The following is a 16,252-nucleotide window of genomic DNA, read 5'->3' on the forward strand; positions in this document are numbered from 1 at the left end:
GGCGACCTTGGAGCGTCTGTGGGGCTGCTTAAAAGCCGGTCTTAGCCTTCCGCCAGGTACCGGTGCACGAACGCTACGGCCATTGCACCCTCGCCAACTGCCGAGGCACAGCGTTTCACCGCACCGTGACGAACGTCACCCACTGCAAAGAGGCCGGGAACATTGGTTTCCAGGTAATACGGGTCACGATCGAGAGGCCAGTTGGGCGGCTGCCGCCCGTCGCGAAGAAGGTCGGGACCTGTCATCAAATAACCACGCTCGTCCCGCATGACCCTTAACTCTGGAGCCCATTCAGTGTGTGGCACACCGCCGATACAGACGAACAGCCAGTGTGTGGCAACCCTGCGTTCCTGCCCCGTGTTGCGATCCTTGAGCGTTATCGCTTGAAGCTGGGAATCCCCTTCCAGCCCCGCCACTTCGGTTCGCGTAAGCACCTCCACATTCGTGGAGGCACAAATGCGATCGACCAGGTATTGCGAAAGTGAGGATTCCAACGAATCACCACGGACGACGATGCTGACCCGCGAGGCAAACGGAGCAAAATGCATCACCGCCTGTCCTGCCGAGTTGCCGCCGCCGACGACATAGACGTGCTCGGTCCGGGTGAGCGAAGCTTCGCTCGAGCCCGCGCCATAGTACAAACCGGCTCCGATATATTCCTCCTCCTTCGGCAAGCCGAGGTGCGCGTATTCGACGCCGGTCGCACAGATGATGGCGCGGGAGACAATCTTCGTGCCATCAGCAAGGTAGCCGACGCACCTGCCCGGCTGGAATTCGCCGCGGACGCCTTCGCGCGCCACGAGAATCTCCGTTCCGAAGCGACACGCCTGTTCCCTCGCTCGCTCGGCCAGTTCCGCGCCGCTGATTCCTCCGGGAAATCCAAGGTAGTTCTCAATCCTGGAGCTGCTGCCGGCTTGCCCGCCGATGGCAGATCGCTCGATCAGAACAGTTTTGAGCCCATCAGATGACGCGTAGACGGCGGCGCTCAAACCTGCCAGGCCCGCACCGTAAATGGCAAGATCGTACTCGGCACGCGACGGGGTGAGGAACCAGCCGAGCCTCTCCGTAATCTGGCGTACGGTTGGTGCCTCGATTCGGCTGCCATCCTGAAATACACAAACTGGCAGACGCGGATCATGGAGATGCTCCACACCTGCCCGCGAGCGCGCCTCTTCGTCAGTCGTAAGCTGAACCCATTCGAAAGGCACGTCGCTGCGATGAAGAAAATCCCGAATGGTGTACGCCATCGGCGAACCCGCCTTGCCAATGATCCTGACAAGGGGAGGTAATGTCGTCTCTGAGTTCGCCGGCACGGTCTTCTCCCTGCTTGCGGTTCACTTGTCAGCAAGCGCGGCCCGGCGCGATCTGTCGCTTCCACGAAGCCTCACTCGCCAGAACTCATGTTACTCCCGTTCCGTTTTGCGACGGCGGACCGCGCGCCGCCTCCAGGCCCGCAATAGCCTTGGCAGGGACTCCGGCCGGCTCCGATTTAATGGGCGACTCCCTCTGCGAAACGGGCAGACCTATGCCAAAGTGGGAAATCGTTGTTCCCCCTGCAAGGGACAGGAGAGTCGGCAATGAAGACTACGACTATTGGCGTAGATCTGGCGAAGCGCGTGTTATCGCACCAAACTCAATGCATTGGCCGCCACCCGGCGCCATGCCCCGATGATGGCTTCGACCGCCTGGTTCACGTCCGGCTGGGTGGTCGCCCATGAGATGACCGACACGCGCATGTGCGCGGCGACAATTGTTCTGCCACGACGACACAGACTCATGGCAGCAGGTCGCGCGTGCTCATTCGTCAGCCTTGCCGAGGCCACTCCATACGACCTTGACAGCCTTGCGGAAGGCATGCAGTTGCGAGGGGTTGTCTTCACTCCAGCGAAGGAAAATGACCAGGCCCTGGCAACTGGACAGGATCAATGCGCCACGCAATTCGCGTTCTTCCATCGACAGTGCCGGATTGAGTTCGCCAACGAGCTTCGCAAAGAGCCTCGTGAACTGCTTCTGTATCTCTATGAAGACATCGCGCGCGAACGGTTCATGCAGCGCCAATCCCCAACTTTCGAAGATGGCTGCAGGCAACCCAGGTTTGACAAACTCGGCGAAAGCGTCGTCGATGATCGCTTCTAGCCGCGCCTGCGGGGACCGGTTTCTGTTTTCGGCAAAGCCTCGAAAGCGGTCGAAGTACCGCTTTGCGATTTCCTCGATCGTGGCGCGCAACAGTGCTTCACGGGTCGAAAAATAGTGCTGTAAGGTGCTCAGACGAATGCCCGCATCATTGGCCACGCGGTTGATCGTGTACCCCGCGTAACCCGCCGCGATCAGCACGTTGATCGATACATCGATGATCTCAGGCACCCGGCTCTCCCGATTGCCGCGCCGTCTCGTGAGTGTCGCGGTTCGTGGATCAAATATCGCTGCGGAAGTGAGGGTCAGTTTTTTCACGTGCACTCCGTTCTGAGGCGCCGACTGTCTCGCTGTTCGGCGCAAAGTTTCCGTCTGGCAGCGGCCCGTGCGGTCGCAACCGCCCTGTGCGACAACAATCATTCTTGCGGTTCTACGCTTTCCGGGCATCGCGTTGGCGAGTCGGCAGTGCGACTGCGCGGCGGCCGCTTCAGGAATCGCTCAACTTAATAGGTTATCTAACCTGACTTAAGTATAGGTTGAGAAACCGGTTTTCCAAAGCATCGACACGCCAAATGTCCGATGAATCGACGCTTCCATCGGAAAATATCGTTTTCCCTTACGCTCAAATTAAGCGGTTGATTTATAGGTTATCTAACCTATAGTTGACGGTAAGGTAACCGGCAAGACGTTGCAATGTTCCAGCCACGAATTGGTGGGACACGATGGTGGCGCCGCGGTGAGAGGAGAGCGAGATGGGTTCCGGCAAGATGTGCTTGCGATCACTGGTCGCAAAGTGGTTTGGGCACTCTGCGGTGGTGGCGGTACGCGTGATGGAGTTCAGTCGCACACCATCGGATCGAAGGCGCTATGTGCGGATCGGCGTGGCGCGGCCGGACGGAGGTTTGACCATCATTTTCTTCCGGCACGATGACGGTTCGTGGAACGTGTTCCCGGCCAAGGCGAGCACGCCGGCGATGCGCGCTTACCCGCTTGCGGCATGAGCGACGGGTCGATAGTCGGGCGATCTCAGGAGAACGGAATGAATACCCTGGAATTGGCGGCGGATGCTGGAATGCTGATCGTACTTGACGGCAGGATCGGCCGCACCGAGTACCGAAGCGTCCATGGAACGCTGGATGCGTTTCAGCGTTTTGTTCACGCGTTGGAGTCGGCACTGGCGAATAGCGAGGAGTCCGATGGGTCTCAGTGTCGGGGTAGCCTGTGCGCGGAGTCTTCGTCATCTTGACGAAATGGTGCCGGAGCGTCCACCAAGGAAACCTTCACGCTGAGCTGGAATGCGCATCTGGCCGCTGGCCATGAAACTGGAGCGGGTGCAGAACATGCTGGTGCCGGGTCGAGTTCGCTCACACTGCGGAGTAAGCTCGATTGAATGGAGAGACTGATGAAGGTTTCCGCAATCCACGCCTGGGTGACGGTGCTTGCTGCTATCGCCGCGGGGCTCCCTCAGGTCTCGTCCTACGCCTACGCGCTCGATCCGCAACTCGACTGTAGATCGAACGCACACGCGTTCATCGCCCCGCTCCTGAAGGACCAGTACATCGATCCGAAGCCGATGCGCGTCGAGGCGAACTCGGTCAACGCATTTCGACCGGCGCACGGCAGCAACCTGACGGCATTTGGCTTTCGCGTCTACGCCGTCCTCGGATATGAACACGACGATGCACTGTTCAAACGCGGAGATGGCCAGCCTGTTACGGACTCAGCCTATGGCGTGGTGGTGATCGGCCCCACCGAGTCAGTAGAAGCGCACGCGCACCGGGCCGGCAGCGGCGCTCTCATTCATCAAGTAGTTCCCCTCTTGCTAACGGCCATTTTCTGCCGTGGACCGTGACGCGCTCAGCGGCGCGGCCGTCCCGAGTCGCTTGCATTTCCGGATCGTTCTTGAGTTCGATAACGGCGATGGGAGTGTGGTGAAGCGGGTTGAGGTCATGCGGCTTCACAGGCCCGTCGAATACCAGACACCCGGAGACGTTGGACTATCACTCGCCGAAGGCAAGTCATTGCTCAATCGTGTGCAGCAGGAGTTCGTTGTCGAGCAGATCGAACGTTTTTGCGCGTCGCGTAGATCCTGTGTGGATTGCGGCGTACAGCGTCGCCTGCACGATAGTCATTGCTCGGAGCTGAAGACTGCGCTAGGAAAAGTTTTCTATTGCCGCGAACGATGGAAGGCCTGCAATTGTGGTGCTGACGGCTCGAAATATGTTTCTCCGCTCAAGGACTACTTGACGGAGGCAAGTACCGGTGAACTGAGATGGCTGCACGCGGAGCTTGGCGCCACGATGCCTTATCGGCAAGCCAAGGCCATCATGGACCTTCTGCTACCCACCTCAGATCGCGACAATCATGTAACCATCCGCAACCACACCGTGGCCATCGGAAAATCGATACAGCACACGCAGCCGGTGCGTCGGTGGTGCAAGACGGCCAAACCGAATGCAGAGCTTGGCATTGACGTCGGCTATGTCCGTCGCGCACGTTGCAATCGCAAGGGTCAGGCAAGGAAAATCGCGCAGAAGCCGAGAACCGATCATCGTCGATCGCGGTCATCGTCGCTGCTTTGGGGCAAGCTGGTGAGCAACCACGAGTGTGGGCTTCCGCCCTGCCGCGAACCCGGCGGCTGAATCAAGAAATGAAACGATTCCTCGAGGACAGCGGATACGGGGATCCTAATGAAGTCGTTGTCCTAACTGATGGAGTTCGGGACCTGGCCGGCGTCGCCAATGACTTCACCTACGATAACGAGTGGATTCTCGATTGGGCGCACATCGGGCGGATGTTGCGACGCGTTGATCAGGCTATCGCGCCTCTGGCTTACGGGCGACTCACGGAAAGTGGATCAGCGTTTGAACTGTGGGATCTGTTTGTTCGCTTCCGACATTACGTTTGGGTCGGAAGCACAGTGGCGTGGCAGCAGTTCGCAGCCAAGCTCGCTCACTTGCTTGATCTGCGTGAGATACGAGATCCAGCAGCGAGAAGCCAAGTCAGGAAAGCGAGCTATAGCCTTTCGAATGTGGTCACTTATCTCGAGAGCAACGTTGAGTCGCTGATCGACTATCGCACATGGCAACATGCGGGAGGGCGGATCTCCACCGGCTTCGTCGAATCGTCGATTAATCGAATTGTTGGCCGTCGAATGTGCAAGAGCCAGCATATGCGTTGGAGTCGCGTGGGGGCACACAGTGTCGTGCAATTGCGCGTCGCGTTGTTGAACAAGGAATTCCACGAACTCGCACAACGACAGTTTCCGTGGATTGTACAGCGACGTGTTACATGGCTCTGGCAGAAAACATCCCAGGGTTTTTAACGGCTTCCAGCTACAGCGGTTTGGCAAACTCACTTTAACCCCGTCGCCCGTCAGGGCGGCGGTGGAGGCCCGCTAGATGATTTTCAATTCTGTGATTCGATGCCAATACGAACGCCTATGAAAACGACGCCTATCCGGTCCAGATGCCGACGGCGAAAATCTTAACGTTCGGCGGAAATTCGTCTGCTGAAAAGATCGATGCAGTATCTCGGGATACCAAGAGGCGCCCCCCGAGATACATCGTCATAGACGACGAGTGTGAATCAAGCGAACATCGCTGTTGCCATCACTCGATAGACTCGTACGGCAAACCAACGTAGTTTTCCGCGATCGTCTTGAGTCCAGCTTCGGAAATCGTGTAGTAGTCGTAGTCGGTACGCTGCATGCGCTTGTCGAAGGTGTCGTGCTCCGAGAACTCGTGCAGGAGGTTCGTCATGAACCACGAGAAACGCTCTGCCTTCCACACGCGGCGCAGCGCGATCTGCGAATACTTTTCCAGTAGATCGGTTCTGCCGTCGCGGTAAACACGATTCAGAATCCGATACAGCGTGCTCACGTCGCTCGCAGCGAGATTCAGGCCCTTCGCGCCGGTCGGTGGCACGATATGCGCCGCGTCGCCAACGAGAAACAGCTTGCCGTACTGCATCGGCTCAACCACATAGCTGCGCAGCGGCGCGATGCTCTTCTCGAGCGACGGACCTGTGACCACCTTCTCCGCTACGTCCTGCGGCAGGCGCGTTTTCAACTCTTCCCAGAAGCGTTCGTCGGACCAGTCCTCGGCCTTCTCGGTCAACGGGACTTGCAGGTAGTAACGGCTGCGAGTCGTCGAACGTTGGCTGCAGAGCACAAAACCGCGTTCGTGGTGCGCGTAAATCAGTTCGTGATTGACAGGCGGCGTGTCGGAAAGCAGGCCGAGCCAACCAAACGGATAGATGCGTTCGTAGTGCGTGAGCACTTCCGCAGGGATCGTCTTGCGCGACACGCCATGAAAGCCATCGCAGCCCGCGACGTAATCGCAATCCAGACGGTACGTCTCACCGCTCTTTTCGAAAGTGACATAGGGCGCTTCGCCTTTCACGTCGTGCAGCTGAACGTTGGCCGCTTCGTAAATCGTGGTCGCGCCGCTTGCCTCGCGCGCCGCCATCAAATCGCGCGTCACTTCGGTCTGGCCGTACACCAGCACCGACGAGCCACCCGTGAGCTTCTTCAGGTCGATCCGGTCACGTCGCCCACCGAACACCAGTTCGATACCGTCGTGAACCAACCCTTCCGCATCCATACGCTCACTCACGCCCGCTTCGCGCATCAGGTCGACCATGCCCTGCTCGAGCACGCCTGCACGGATTCGGCCGAGCACATATTCGCCGCTCTGTCGTTCAAGAATGACGTTGTCGATGGCCGCCTTTTGCAGCAACTGTCCCAAAAGCAGGCCGGACGGCCCGGCACCGATGATTACTACCTTGGTCTTCATGACCGTTGTCTCCTGTATTCCTCTATACCGTGACCCGCCGACATTCGACGCGGGGATATGTCTGCCCCGTTAAGTTTGAGCAGACTCGAAAAGCTTGACTTGCTGTCCACCGAACCGGCAGCAGCCCACTGGTCACACTAAAAACCACCACTGCCGCGTCAGCGGTTCAAGCCTTCTTATCGAGCCTCGGTACGATCCGTCAGCACTTCGCGCTCAAGCGACACCTGCTGGCCACTTCGCTTTGTCGCAAACAGCTCGCGGCACGCTTCGCCGCGTGTAAGCGTTTCACTGAGATCACCCAAGGTCCGTCCGTTTCTGAGCGAATGCGTGTCCTCTCCGCTAGTGCATCGCGAGCACTTCAACGTGACAGCGCCATACCTTGAGCCTGCCACCGTAGCTCCCCCGGCTGGAACCAGCTGCTGGGCGCGATGCACGAAAAAGGCCAAAGCGGGTGTGTGATAACGGAGTATCGACTTACTCTGCGACGCTATCCAGCGCGGCTGCACGAATGAGTCGTGTCTCCTGTGCCGTGATCAGATGGCCCGATGCCTTGAGATAGGCCGGGAAATCCGGATGCGTATCGCGTGCAAGGCACCGTCGTTCGTAGTCTGCCAGATCGTCATACCCCCACAGGTGGGTGAACTGGTTCTGCGGCCCGACCAGACTTGTCCAAAAGCCGAGCGGGTGTCCAAGCGTCTCGAGCAGGATTGGCATGGCGAGCCTGTCAAACACCTCGAGAAACTCGGGCATCTTGCGCAGCGCGATAGTGTAGACCCGGAAATCCACGAGGGACTTTGCCAGAAACATTGGGTGGGTGCTCATGCGTGCATCTTCTCTTTGCAGGTCATGGCTTTGGTGGCGATAGCGTTACCGGTGACATAGCCGAAAGTCATATTGGGCCCATGGGTGATACCGGCGCCCGGATAGTTGCCGCCCATCACGCTGCGCCGGTCATTGCCGACCGCGTAAAGGCCCTCAATCTGGCTGCCGTCGGCGCGCAGCACCTCGCCGGTGACGCTAGTCCTGAGGCCGTCGAACGTGCCCAGATCGCCCATCACTACCTTCACCGCATAGAAGGGGCCGGTCGCGATCGGCGCAACGCAAGGATTGGGTTGGTTGTCCGGATCGGCGAGATAACGGTTGAACGATGTGCGACCGCGATGGAACGCCGGGTCTTCTCCGCGCTCGGCGTCGAGATTGTAGGCAGAGACCGTCATCTCAAGCGCATCAGGAACAATCCCGCAATTGCGCGCCAGCTCGCCGATCGTCTCGCCCTTGATGAGGTAGCCTTTGCGTAGCAACGGCCCCACCGGCATCGGCGCGGGCTTGGCATAGCCCAGTCCATACTTGCCGAGCGCCACCTTGTCGCAGATCAGCCACATCGCCGTCTCCCGTTCACCCTCACAGGCTCGCATCAGCGCCGCGCCAACATCGTGGTAGGAGTTCGATTCGTTGGTGAAGCGCCGACCGTTGCGCAGCACGCCGATCACGCCGGGCTTGTAGCGGTCGAGCAGATGCGGGAATACGCCTGTGCGGCCCTTGCCGAAGGGCACCTTTGATACCGGCATCCAGGCCGACGCATCGGCGAAGCCGAGCGCCACGGCACCACCCACCTTCTCCGCCATGCTCAGCCCGTCGCCCGTATTGCCGACGGGAGTAGGCGAGAGATGCTCACCCCCACGCGTCACATGCGGATAGACCTGCGCGATGCGCTTGAGATCTTGCGGGAAGCCGCCGCAAGCCAGCACGACGCCGTGCCGGGCGGTGATCCGAAGGTCACCGTCCGCAGCGGCCGCGCGCGCACCGACCACCTTGCCGTCCTCGCTCAGCAGGTCCTTCACGGGCGTCGAAGTAAGGATCGGAATGTCGATCGCCAGCGCCGACTTCGCGAGCCTCGCGGCGAGCGCGTTGCCGCTCGTTACGTTGATCCCCCGCCGGTAAAGCGCCAGCTCCTTGATGTGCGTAGCCAGACGCCGGGCCACGTAGAGGAACGAAACAATGGACTTGGTCGCGCGGAAGAAGTGCTTGAGGTCCGCGTTCGAGGAATTGAACATCATTCCCATGAAGGTGATCGTCTCGAGCGGCGGCTTGAGGCGGTGCATGTCCTTGCCCAGCCCGCGAATGTCATAGGGCGCGGCGAGGATCGAGCGGCCGATGTCGACGCCGCCGGGCGCATCCGGGTGATAGTCCGGATAGAACGTGGGCACGAACTTCATCTCGGTCTCTCGCTCGAAGAACTCGACCATTCTCGGCCCGTTCTCGATAAAACATTGGACCGCGGCGGCATCGTAGTTGTTGCCCGTCTCGCTCATCATGTATTCGCGCACGCGCTCGACGGTGTCAGCCGGGTTCTGCTGTCGGCCATATTTGCTCAGCGGAATCCACAAGACCCCGCCCGACAGCGCGGTGGTACCACCGAACACGGGCTCCTTTTCGAGCACGATGACATCGAGGCCGCGCTTGCGTGCAGTGATCGCGGTAGCGAGGCCCGCGGCACCCGATCCGACCACGACCAGATCGCAAGTGATCTCCTTGGCCATATCCACTCTCCTTGTTTTGGTGTGATGGTGCTCACGCGGCCGGCGTGGCGTTGAAGCCGGGACGCGGGACCATGTCCATCAGCATGCAATCGAGCCCGCCGTCGACGAGCACCTCCGCGCCATTGACGTAGGCAGCCAGGTCAGAGGCGAGGAACAGGGCCGGGCCGGCGAGGTCCTCCGGCTCGCCGATACGGCGGCTCGCGGTGGCGGCGGCGCGGCGAGCTTCGAAGCCGGGCTCCTCGTAAAACTTCGCGGACAGCGCGGTGCGGATCATGCCGGGCAGCACGCAGTTGCTGCGCACCCCGCGTGGACCCCACTCCGCCGCCAACTGCCGCGACAGCAGCAGCACGCCCGCCTTGCTCGGGCTATACGAACCGCTATTGGTCTGCGGACTGAGCGCCGCAATCGAGGCAACGTGAACGATACTGCCTTTGCCTGCCGCCAGCATGTCGCCCCCGAAAGCTCGAGCACACAGAAGATAGCCGGTCAGGTTCACGGCGATGGCCTGGTTCCAGTCCGCGATCGAGACCGTCTCGAGAGGTCCGGCGCGTAGAAGCCCTGCATTGTTGACGAGCACACTGGCCGGCCCGAGCGCCGCGCGAACTTCGCCAGCAGCCGCGGCAACCGAGACTTCGTCCGACACATCGCAGCCGAACGCCTGCGCCACCGCACCGGCGTTCCGAAGTTCGGCGGCGACAGCTTCCGCGCCAGCAAGATTCCAATCCACGAGCGCCACATGTGCTCCGACACTGGCGAACGCGCGCGCGATGCCGGCACCAATACCACTGCCTGCACCCGTGACCACGCAGACCTTTCCGTCCAGGTTCAGCGCGTAGGGGGGCGACGCAGCGGCGCGATTTTCAAGTTCCTGTCTCATGTAGTTATCCTTTCTGAAATTTCCATGCGATTTTGCTTGCTGAAATCCGTATCGCCATTGAACGCCCCAAGCCCCTGTGGAACAATGGACAGAGATCACATAGAGCAGGACATAACGTGCATCATGGCCAATGACCAACAGCGCCGCCGGACCGTTCTGCATTTCGCGCTCTATGGCGCGGAAGCCGACCAATCCTGGGTCGACATGGTCCATTACGAACGCATTCCCCTGCGTGCCGGCCGTTTCGACTTCGACATCAGGCCGCACATCCATGACGCACTGATCCAGGTGCTCTACGTCACCGCCGGGGGCGGCGAGACCTTCATCGACGGCAAGAGCTGGGCAGTCGAAGCGCCATGCCTGATCGTCGTGCCAGCGCGCTCGGTTCACGGCTTTCACTTCCGCAGCGACATCGACGGTCACGTCATCACCGCCGCGCAGTCCGCGCTGGAATCGCTGGCGATGACGGCCGCGCCCGAGCTGCTGGAATTTATCCGCACGCCGACGGTGCTGTCGATCGATCCCGACGTCGAGCGCGGCACACCTCTAAACACCCTGTTCGAGTCGATCGGCCACGAGGCGGAGAGCCACGAGCGCTGGCAGTTCACCGCAGGCGCGGCACTGGCGATCACCTTGTTCGTCAAGATCGGGCGCCTCAGCGAGAGCGCCCGGCTCTCGGCCAGTTCCGAACAGCGCACCATGGCTGGACGGATCGAGCGGTTCCGCGCGTTGCTCGACCGCCATTGCCGTGAGCGGCGCCCGGTCGCCAGCTATGCCGACGAGATGGGCGTGAGCACCGGTCAGCTCTCGCGCATCTGCCGCGCCACCTTCGGGGTGTCGGCAATCGAGGCAATCGATGCGCGCTCGATCCATGAGGCCAAGCGGCTGCTCGGCTATTCGACGCTCAGCGTGAAGCAGATCGCCAGCGAACTGGGCTTTCAGGACGAGGCCTATTTCGGTCGTTTCTTCCGCAAGCAGACGGGACTGCGGCCAACCGAATACCGCTTCGCGGCCCACGATCGATCCTTGCCGCCTGAAAAGGGGAGCGCGGGCTGACTCGACCGCGCCCCCCGTCATCCGCTTTAGGCCGATAACCCACGGAACTTGACGAACAGGTGTTCCGGCCCGGAGTTGGTCAGGTTGTTGCCCCGCACATACTGGATCGGCCGTGCCGGATCGAGTGCGATATCGCCAACCTTGCGGGCCAGAGCCTTCGTCGCGATCAGCGTCTCCAGCTTGGCGAGGGGCGCACCAAGGCATTTGTGCATGCCGTTGCCAAAACCCAAATGACCGTTGGAATCGCGGTCGATGTCGAACCTCTCGCCGTCGGTAAACTTGCGGCTGTCGCGGTTCGCAGCCGACAGCAGCAAGCGCACCACCGCGCCCTTGGGCAGATCGACGCCCGCGACCGAGGTCGCCTCGGTGGTGATGCGGCTCACGCGCTGGACGGTCCCACGATAGCGCGCCACCTCCTCGACGAAACGGTCGGCGTCGGCCGGGTTTTCGCGAATCCGTCCCAGCAGATCCGGCTGTTCGGCGAACATGCGAAAAGCGTTGGCGACAAGGATAGTCGTCGTGTCGTGCCCGGCGATGAAGACGAAGGCGCACAGCTCCTTCGCTTCCTTTTCCGAAAGCAATCCGTCCTTCCACATGCGCGCGATATGCCCGCCGATCGACTGGCTGTCGGTGCGGGCGAGCCGCTCCAGCGCTTGCTTCAGGTAAGCGAAGAAAGCCTGCGCGCTCTGCTCGTCGGTGCCGGTCCCCGGCGCATTGCGGGCGAGGCGCCCGAAGTAGCTGAAGGTCTCATCCGACCAGAACTTCATCTTCTCTTCATCCTCGTTCGGCACGTCGATCATCGTGGAGATCGTCGAGATACTGAGCGGGATAGCGAAATCGTCGACAACATCGCCGCCGCCTTTGGCAATCATCGCGTCGAGCAGGTCCTCCGCTCTCTGCCCGATCTGCTCGATAAAGGGATCGACCGCCAGCGGCAGGAAGGACGGCTGGACGACCTTGCGCAAGCGCGAATGGTCGGGCGCATCGAACAGCGTCAGGAACGTCAGCGGTGGCGGGCTGACGACCTCGGAGGAAAACAGCTTGGGATTGCGAATCGCCTGGTAGACATCGTCATAGCGCGACAGGAACCACACGTCCGAAGTCGCCGACTGGCAACGCAGCACCGGCGCATGCTCGCGCATCCAGCGGTAGTGCTCGTAAGGGTCGCCTTGCGAGCCGTCATCGACCACCTTGAACGGATCCAGTTCCTCGGGCCAGTCCAGTTCGTGTGAATAGGGCGGAAGGGTCCTGGCCGTGAACGGGCAAACCTGCGGCGCGCTCTGCGGCACAGCCGTCGGGGGCACGGGGGGCGCCTCGACCTTGGGTGCCGTCTTTCCCTGCGCCATACGCTCCAGCGCACGGCTCATCGTGGCCTTGGAATGGAGCGCATGTAGCGCAATCACGTCTCGCGCCTTGTTCAGGTCGCCCAGCTCGAAGGCGCCGACAATGTCCCGGTGCTGCTGGACGATATCGCCGACGATCTCGATCTGGTCGGTCAGCGCGCGGGCGATGTAGTCCTGCACGGCAAGTTGCCGGTAAAGCGCGATCAGCTGGGTGTTCCGGGAAGCTTCAACCGTGAACATATGGAAGGCGTGATTTGCCTCGATGTAGCGGGGAACGTCGGTAAAGCGCTGCCCGGACACAAACGGCGCCGTCGCCTCGGCGAGCCGGCGGAACATGATCAATTGCTCGCTCGACAGCCGGCCCATGGTCAGCTGAGCCGCCCCGAGTTCGAGCGCCATGCGCAAATCGAAGGCTTCATCCACATCGACAGGAGTCGTGCGCTCCTCGCCGGTCTGAACCACCAGGCCGGTGCCGGCGAACTTCTCGTAATAGAAGTTGCGCGGCGTCAGCCCTTCGGCAGAGAGAAAATTGCGCACCGCATCGACCATCGGCGGCGGCCCGCAGAGGTACACATCCGCATCGCCATCGTTTAGCTGGGAGGCGCTGATGTGGTGGGTCACATAGCCTTTGTTGGGGTGGGCACTGTCGGGGCTGGAGACGGTGCAGGCATAGGTGAAGTTCGGCAGGCGCTGCGCATAGGTTTCGAGCCGGTCGATGCCAACCAGATCTTCGTCGCTGTTCACACCAAAGATCATGTGGATGGGATACGGATTGCCGCCGTCCGCAACGATCTTGTCCAGCATCGACAGGAACGGCGCGAGGCCCGTACCACCCGCCAGAAACAGCACCGGCCGCTCGATGGGGCGCAAGTAGAAGCTTCCCAGCGGGCCACGAATCTCGATTTGGTCTCCTACTTTGGCGGATTCGCACAGCCAGCTCGACATCACCCCTTGACGCACGTTGCGCACAAGGAAGGACAAACGCGGCTCGGACGGCCCCGAGCTGAAGGAGTAGGAGCGGGTCTGATCGGTGCCGGGCACCCGGATGTTGACATACTGCCCCGCAAGGAAGCTGAGATCTGCGCGGTTCTCCAACTCGACCGAGAAGGCGATCGTGGTGTCCGACGCTCGTTGGCAGGCGACGATCCGTCCTTGGTGGGAGGACGGCCCGGTCCCCGAGACATCGGAATTCGTGGCGAGCTGGATCACGCAGTCAGAACGTGGGCTCATCTGGCAGGTGAGAACCTTGCGGGCGCTCGCCTCTTCCGGGCTGAGCGCATCTTCCACGCAGTCGCCCAGAACGTAGTCGCCGGACTCGCAGACCGCCTTGCAGGTGCCACACACACCATCACGGCAATCGAGTGGAATATTGATCCTGGCGCGAATGGCGGCATCGGTGACACGCTCGCCCTCCTTGCACTCGATGAAGCGGGTCACTCCGTCCTCAAAACGGAATGTTATCTGATGGGCCATGGCGGTGTCTCCTCTAGAGCCGCCCGAACCTGGCGCTCCGCTGGCGGGATGTTCGGACGGGGTGGCGCGCGGTATTCGTGTTTCTCGCAAGCGCCCGGTGGGTTTAATGCCGCCAATTTAGAGCCTGAGCCGCGTTCTCCTCAATGGACAGAGACGACGTTCAACCGGACAAAACGTGCATCGTGAGGGAGGCGGATGACCGTAGGAAATGGGGCTCCACTCGCCTCGACCACATGACGTGAACAGCGCACCGGCCTGCGGAACACCCCGCAAAGAGGGGTGCCTTTGATTTTCGTGCATTTTTTCGGCTAAGGGCACCTAAGCCTGGCGCGGCTCCGCCTTGTGACCCTGTATAAATTGTCCTTCCAATCAAGTACCTGCTGACTATCCGTCTGAGGGATTCACGTTTGCGGGGACGCCGTATCAGCCATACGAAAAAGCGTCACTACAGCGTTCCGGCACTTTCCTTAGTCGTTGTACCTGAGACAGCTATCCCGATTTACACCGTAGCGCGACCGACTTTGCGTCGCTACTCTAACTCGCTCTCATCGTCGATGCGGAGCACTCGAGATGGACCACTGGCGAATGGCTTATCTCGGGATCCGACAGGTGCCGCGCGAACTCAGCGAATTCGAACTCAACACGTTTTTCACGTTCTCCAGGCGCGAACTCGCTAGCATCGATTCGGGGAGTGGACAAAAATTGGGGGAGCGCGGCGTTTTGCCCTAAGCTACCTTCGACACCCGTTCAGCGAGGTGACGGATGGATATGCACTGGACGATTTACCTGCAGCGGGACGGAGCCGACGAGAAAGTGCCGTTGGCGAGGTTTCAGCACCCGCTCGAAGGAGCGACCCCGGCTGACTTCGGATTGTCGATGTCTGAGGCAAGAAGCCTGCTTTCCAGTCTTCAACAAGTGGTGGCTCAAGACCAGATCCGCGCCTAATATGGCCCCCGCCGAACACGACCATACGTGCTAATCAAAAATAGCTCTTTGCACAAGAGTTAAAGTTATCGTTCCTTAAACCAAATCAGAAAATACAGAAGCGCTTTCTGACTGCATGCGGCCGGTGACGATCCTGAACTCCACCCATGAAAAGTGTCTTTCGGATCGCATCGTCCGTGAGACTTGATATCCAGCACCGATGCGACGCTAGCAGAGTTACTGAACAAGCATCATCACGATTGTTGTACCGTCGCAACAGGCGTCGAATGGCGCTGATCGCACGCAACGCATTGCGCAGCAAGCCATCCCGGCGTTTTGGCCGCTAGCATTCCTGTGAACATGGCTAGTGGCATTTGTGAACACCAACAGCAGCAGAGGCCAATAACACCTCTGATCCTCACTACATCTGGCAATGAGGATTGGACAGGTCGGGAACTGTGATGCCGGCGCCCGGCCTGACGACTCACCCGGCACAAATACGGCCTGTATCGGACACTATCCGATTAGCGAGATCCCGATTCTTGGCTTGATACATCGCGCAGTCTGCCTTCCTGATGAGTTCGCTTGAATCCTCGCCAGCTTTTAGAACACCAATGCCGAAGCTCGCACCGACCACCTCAACACCACAACGTAAATTCATCGGAACCTGCAGAGCTGCGATCAGTTCGGCGACCATCTGCTCGACTACGCCGGTCGGAGTGGCGGCCCTGCGCACGATAAGGAACTCGTCTCCGCCAAGGCGCCCTACTACAGCGTGCGTCTGTACGGTAGCTTGCAGGCGCATCGCCACCATAACGAGAATTTCGTCACCACACTGGTGACCGTACGTATCGTTGAACTGCTGTTGGAGTTCAGAATTGCTGCTAGCCGTGTTCATAGCGGCGCTAGCACGATCACTAACAATGCTAGCGTGCCTTGCACACGCCCGAGAATTCAGTCAGAGCATCGCGCTTAGCCTTGAATGTTGATTTGCACGGAATCCTGACCCACGATTTGCATTGAATTCTGACCCACCCGTTGGACCAGCTTTGCGGGTTATTCGGTGGGTGTCTGGGTCTTCTTTCTCTCCTTCTTTGGCTGTGTCGTGCT

14 protein-coding genes and 2 pseudogenes are annotated in these 16,252 nt (G+C 60.2%); 7 read left to right on the forward strand and 9 right to left on the reverse strand.

The window, feature by feature from the left end; genetic code table 11:
- Positions 1-41 precede the first annotated feature (41 nt).
- From FSO04_RS20050 to FSO04_RS20060, 3 genes are all read right to left on the reverse strand, one after another.
- Positions 42-1,247 (reverse strand): NAD(P)/FAD-dependent oxidoreductase, encoded by a 1,206-nt coding sequence (locus FSO04_RS20050; protein WP_154561701.1) that lies wholly within the window; start codon positions 1,245-1,247, stop codon positions 42-44.
- A 372-nt stretch (positions 1,248-1,619) separates the two neighbouring features.
- A complete protein-coding gene (locus tag FSO04_RS20055; RefSeq protein ID WP_154561703.1) occupies positions 1,620-1,778 on the reverse strand; it encodes a hypothetical protein in 159 nt (52 codons plus the stop codon).
- Between the two features lie 19 nt (positions 1,779-1,797).
- Positions 1,798-2,457 (reverse strand): TetR/AcrR family transcriptional regulator, encoded by a 660-nt coding sequence (locus tag FSO04_RS20060; RefSeq protein ID WP_325063530.1) that lies wholly within the window; start codon positions 2,455-2,457, stop codon positions 1,798-1,800.
- 428 nt (positions 2,458-2,885) lie between these two features.
- Here FSO04_RS20060 and FSO04_RS20065 point away from each other — a divergent pair, with 428 nt between their 5' ends.
- The 4 genes and pseudogenes from FSO04_RS20065 to FSO04_RS20080 all read left to right on the forward strand — a co-directional run bounded on the left by FSO04_RS20065 (position 2,886) and on the right by FSO04_RS20080 (position 5,458).
- Positions 2,886-3,134 carry a hypothetical protein gene (locus FSO04_RS20065; RefSeq protein WP_154561707.1) on the forward strand — a complete coding sequence of 83 codons (249 nt, stop codon included), beginning with the start codon at positions 2,886-2,888 and terminating at the stop codon, positions 3,132-3,134.
- Between the two features lie 38 nt (positions 3,135-3,172).
- Complete coding sequence (locus FSO04_RS20070) at positions 3,173-3,379, forward strand: hypothetical protein (protein WP_154561709.1); 207 nt, start codon at positions 3,173-3,175, stop codon at positions 3,377-3,379.
- Positions 3,380-3,535: 156 nt separating this feature from the next.
- Entirely contained in the window at positions 3,536-3,985 is a 450-nt protein-coding gene (locus FSO04_RS20075) for a hypothetical protein (protein WP_154561711.1), read from the forward strand.
- A 31-nt stretch (positions 3,986-4,016) separates the two neighbouring features.
- Positions 4,017-5,458, forward strand: a pseudogene (locus FSO04_RS20080) (ISKra4 family transposase).
- A 286-nt stretch (positions 5,459-5,744) separates the two neighbouring features.
- Here FSO04_RS20080 and pobA read toward each other — a convergent pair.
- Positions 5,745-6,929: a 4-hydroxybenzoate 3-monooxygenase gene (pobA, locus tag FSO04_RS20085; RefSeq protein ID WP_154561713.1), complete on the reverse strand. Its 1,185-nt coding sequence runs from the start codon at positions 6,927-6,929 to the stop codon at positions 5,745-5,747.
- Positions 6,930-7,096: 167 nt separating this feature from the next.
- Between pobA and FSO04_RS47620 the strand changes: the two are divergent.
- A pseudogene (locus FSO04_RS47620) lies at positions 7,097-7,240 on the forward strand (IS6 family transposase); the annotation flags it as partial.
- Positions 7,241-7,403: 163 nt separating this feature from the next.
- On the opposite strand, the gene FSO04_RS20090 reads toward FSO04_RS47620, so the two are convergent.
- Genes FSO04_RS20090 through FSO04_RS20100 form a run of 3 tightly spaced genes read right to left on the reverse strand, consistent with a single transcriptional unit; the run spans position 7,404 to position 10,346 of the window.
- Positions 7,404-7,751: an NIPSNAP family protein gene (locus tag FSO04_RS20090; protein ID WP_154561715.1), complete on the reverse strand. Its 348-nt coding sequence runs from the start codon at positions 7,749-7,751 to the stop codon at positions 7,404-7,406.
- Positions 7,748-9,475 carry an FAD-dependent oxidoreductase gene (locus tag FSO04_RS20095; RefSeq protein WP_267905036.1) on the reverse strand — a complete coding sequence of 576 codons (1,728 nt, stop codon included), beginning with the start codon at positions 9,473-9,475 and terminating at the stop codon, positions 7,748-7,750. The genes FSO04_RS20090 and FSO04_RS20095 overlap by 4 nt, the downstream gene beginning before the upstream one ends.
- Before the next feature lie 25 nt (positions 9,476-9,500).
- Positions 9,501-10,346 (reverse strand): SDR family NAD(P)-dependent oxidoreductase, encoded by an 846-nt coding sequence (locus FSO04_RS20100; RefSeq protein ID WP_154561719.1) that lies wholly within the window; start codon positions 10,344-10,346, stop codon positions 9,501-9,503.
- A gap of 123 nt (positions 10,347-10,469) precedes the next feature.
- Between FSO04_RS20100 and FSO04_RS20105 the strand changes: the two genes are divergently transcribed.
- Positions 10,470-11,402: a helix-turn-helix domain-containing protein gene (locus tag FSO04_RS20105; RefSeq protein WP_154561721.1), complete on the forward strand. Its 933-nt coding sequence runs from the start codon at positions 10,470-10,472 to the stop codon at positions 11,400-11,402.
- 26 nt (positions 11,403-11,428) lie between these two features.
- Here FSO04_RS20105 and benC read toward each other — a convergent pair whose 3' ends face one another.
- The gene (benC, locus tag FSO04_RS20110; RefSeq protein ID WP_154561723.1) at positions 11,429-14,218 is read right to left on the reverse strand and encodes a benzoate 1,2-dioxygenase electron transfer component BenC; all 2,790 of its coding nucleotides are present in this window, start codon (positions 14,216-14,218) and stop codon (positions 11,429-11,431) included.
- 762 nt (positions 14,219-14,980) lie between these two features.
- Between benC and FSO04_RS20115 the strand changes: the two genes are divergently transcribed.
- On the forward strand, positions 14,981-15,163 hold the full coding sequence (locus FSO04_RS20115) for a hypothetical protein (RefSeq protein WP_154561725.1): 183 nt from the start codon (positions 14,981-14,983) through the stop codon (positions 15,161-15,163).
- Positions 15,164-15,626: 463 nt separating this feature from the next.
- On the opposite strand, the gene FSO04_RS20120 is transcribed toward FSO04_RS20115, so the two are convergent.
- Positions 15,627-16,040 carry a GGDEF domain-containing protein gene (locus FSO04_RS20120; protein ID WP_154561727.1) on the reverse strand — a complete coding sequence of 138 codons (414 nt, stop codon included), beginning with the start codon at positions 16,038-16,040 and terminating at the stop codon, positions 15,627-15,629.
- Positions 16,041-16,252 lie beyond the last annotated feature (212 nt).

The sequence above is a fragment of the Paraburkholderia madseniana genome, from assembly GCF_009690905.1.
Taxonomy (GTDB): domain Bacteria; phylum Pseudomonadota; class Gammaproteobacteria; order Burkholderiales; family Burkholderiaceae; genus Paraburkholderia; species Paraburkholderia madseniana.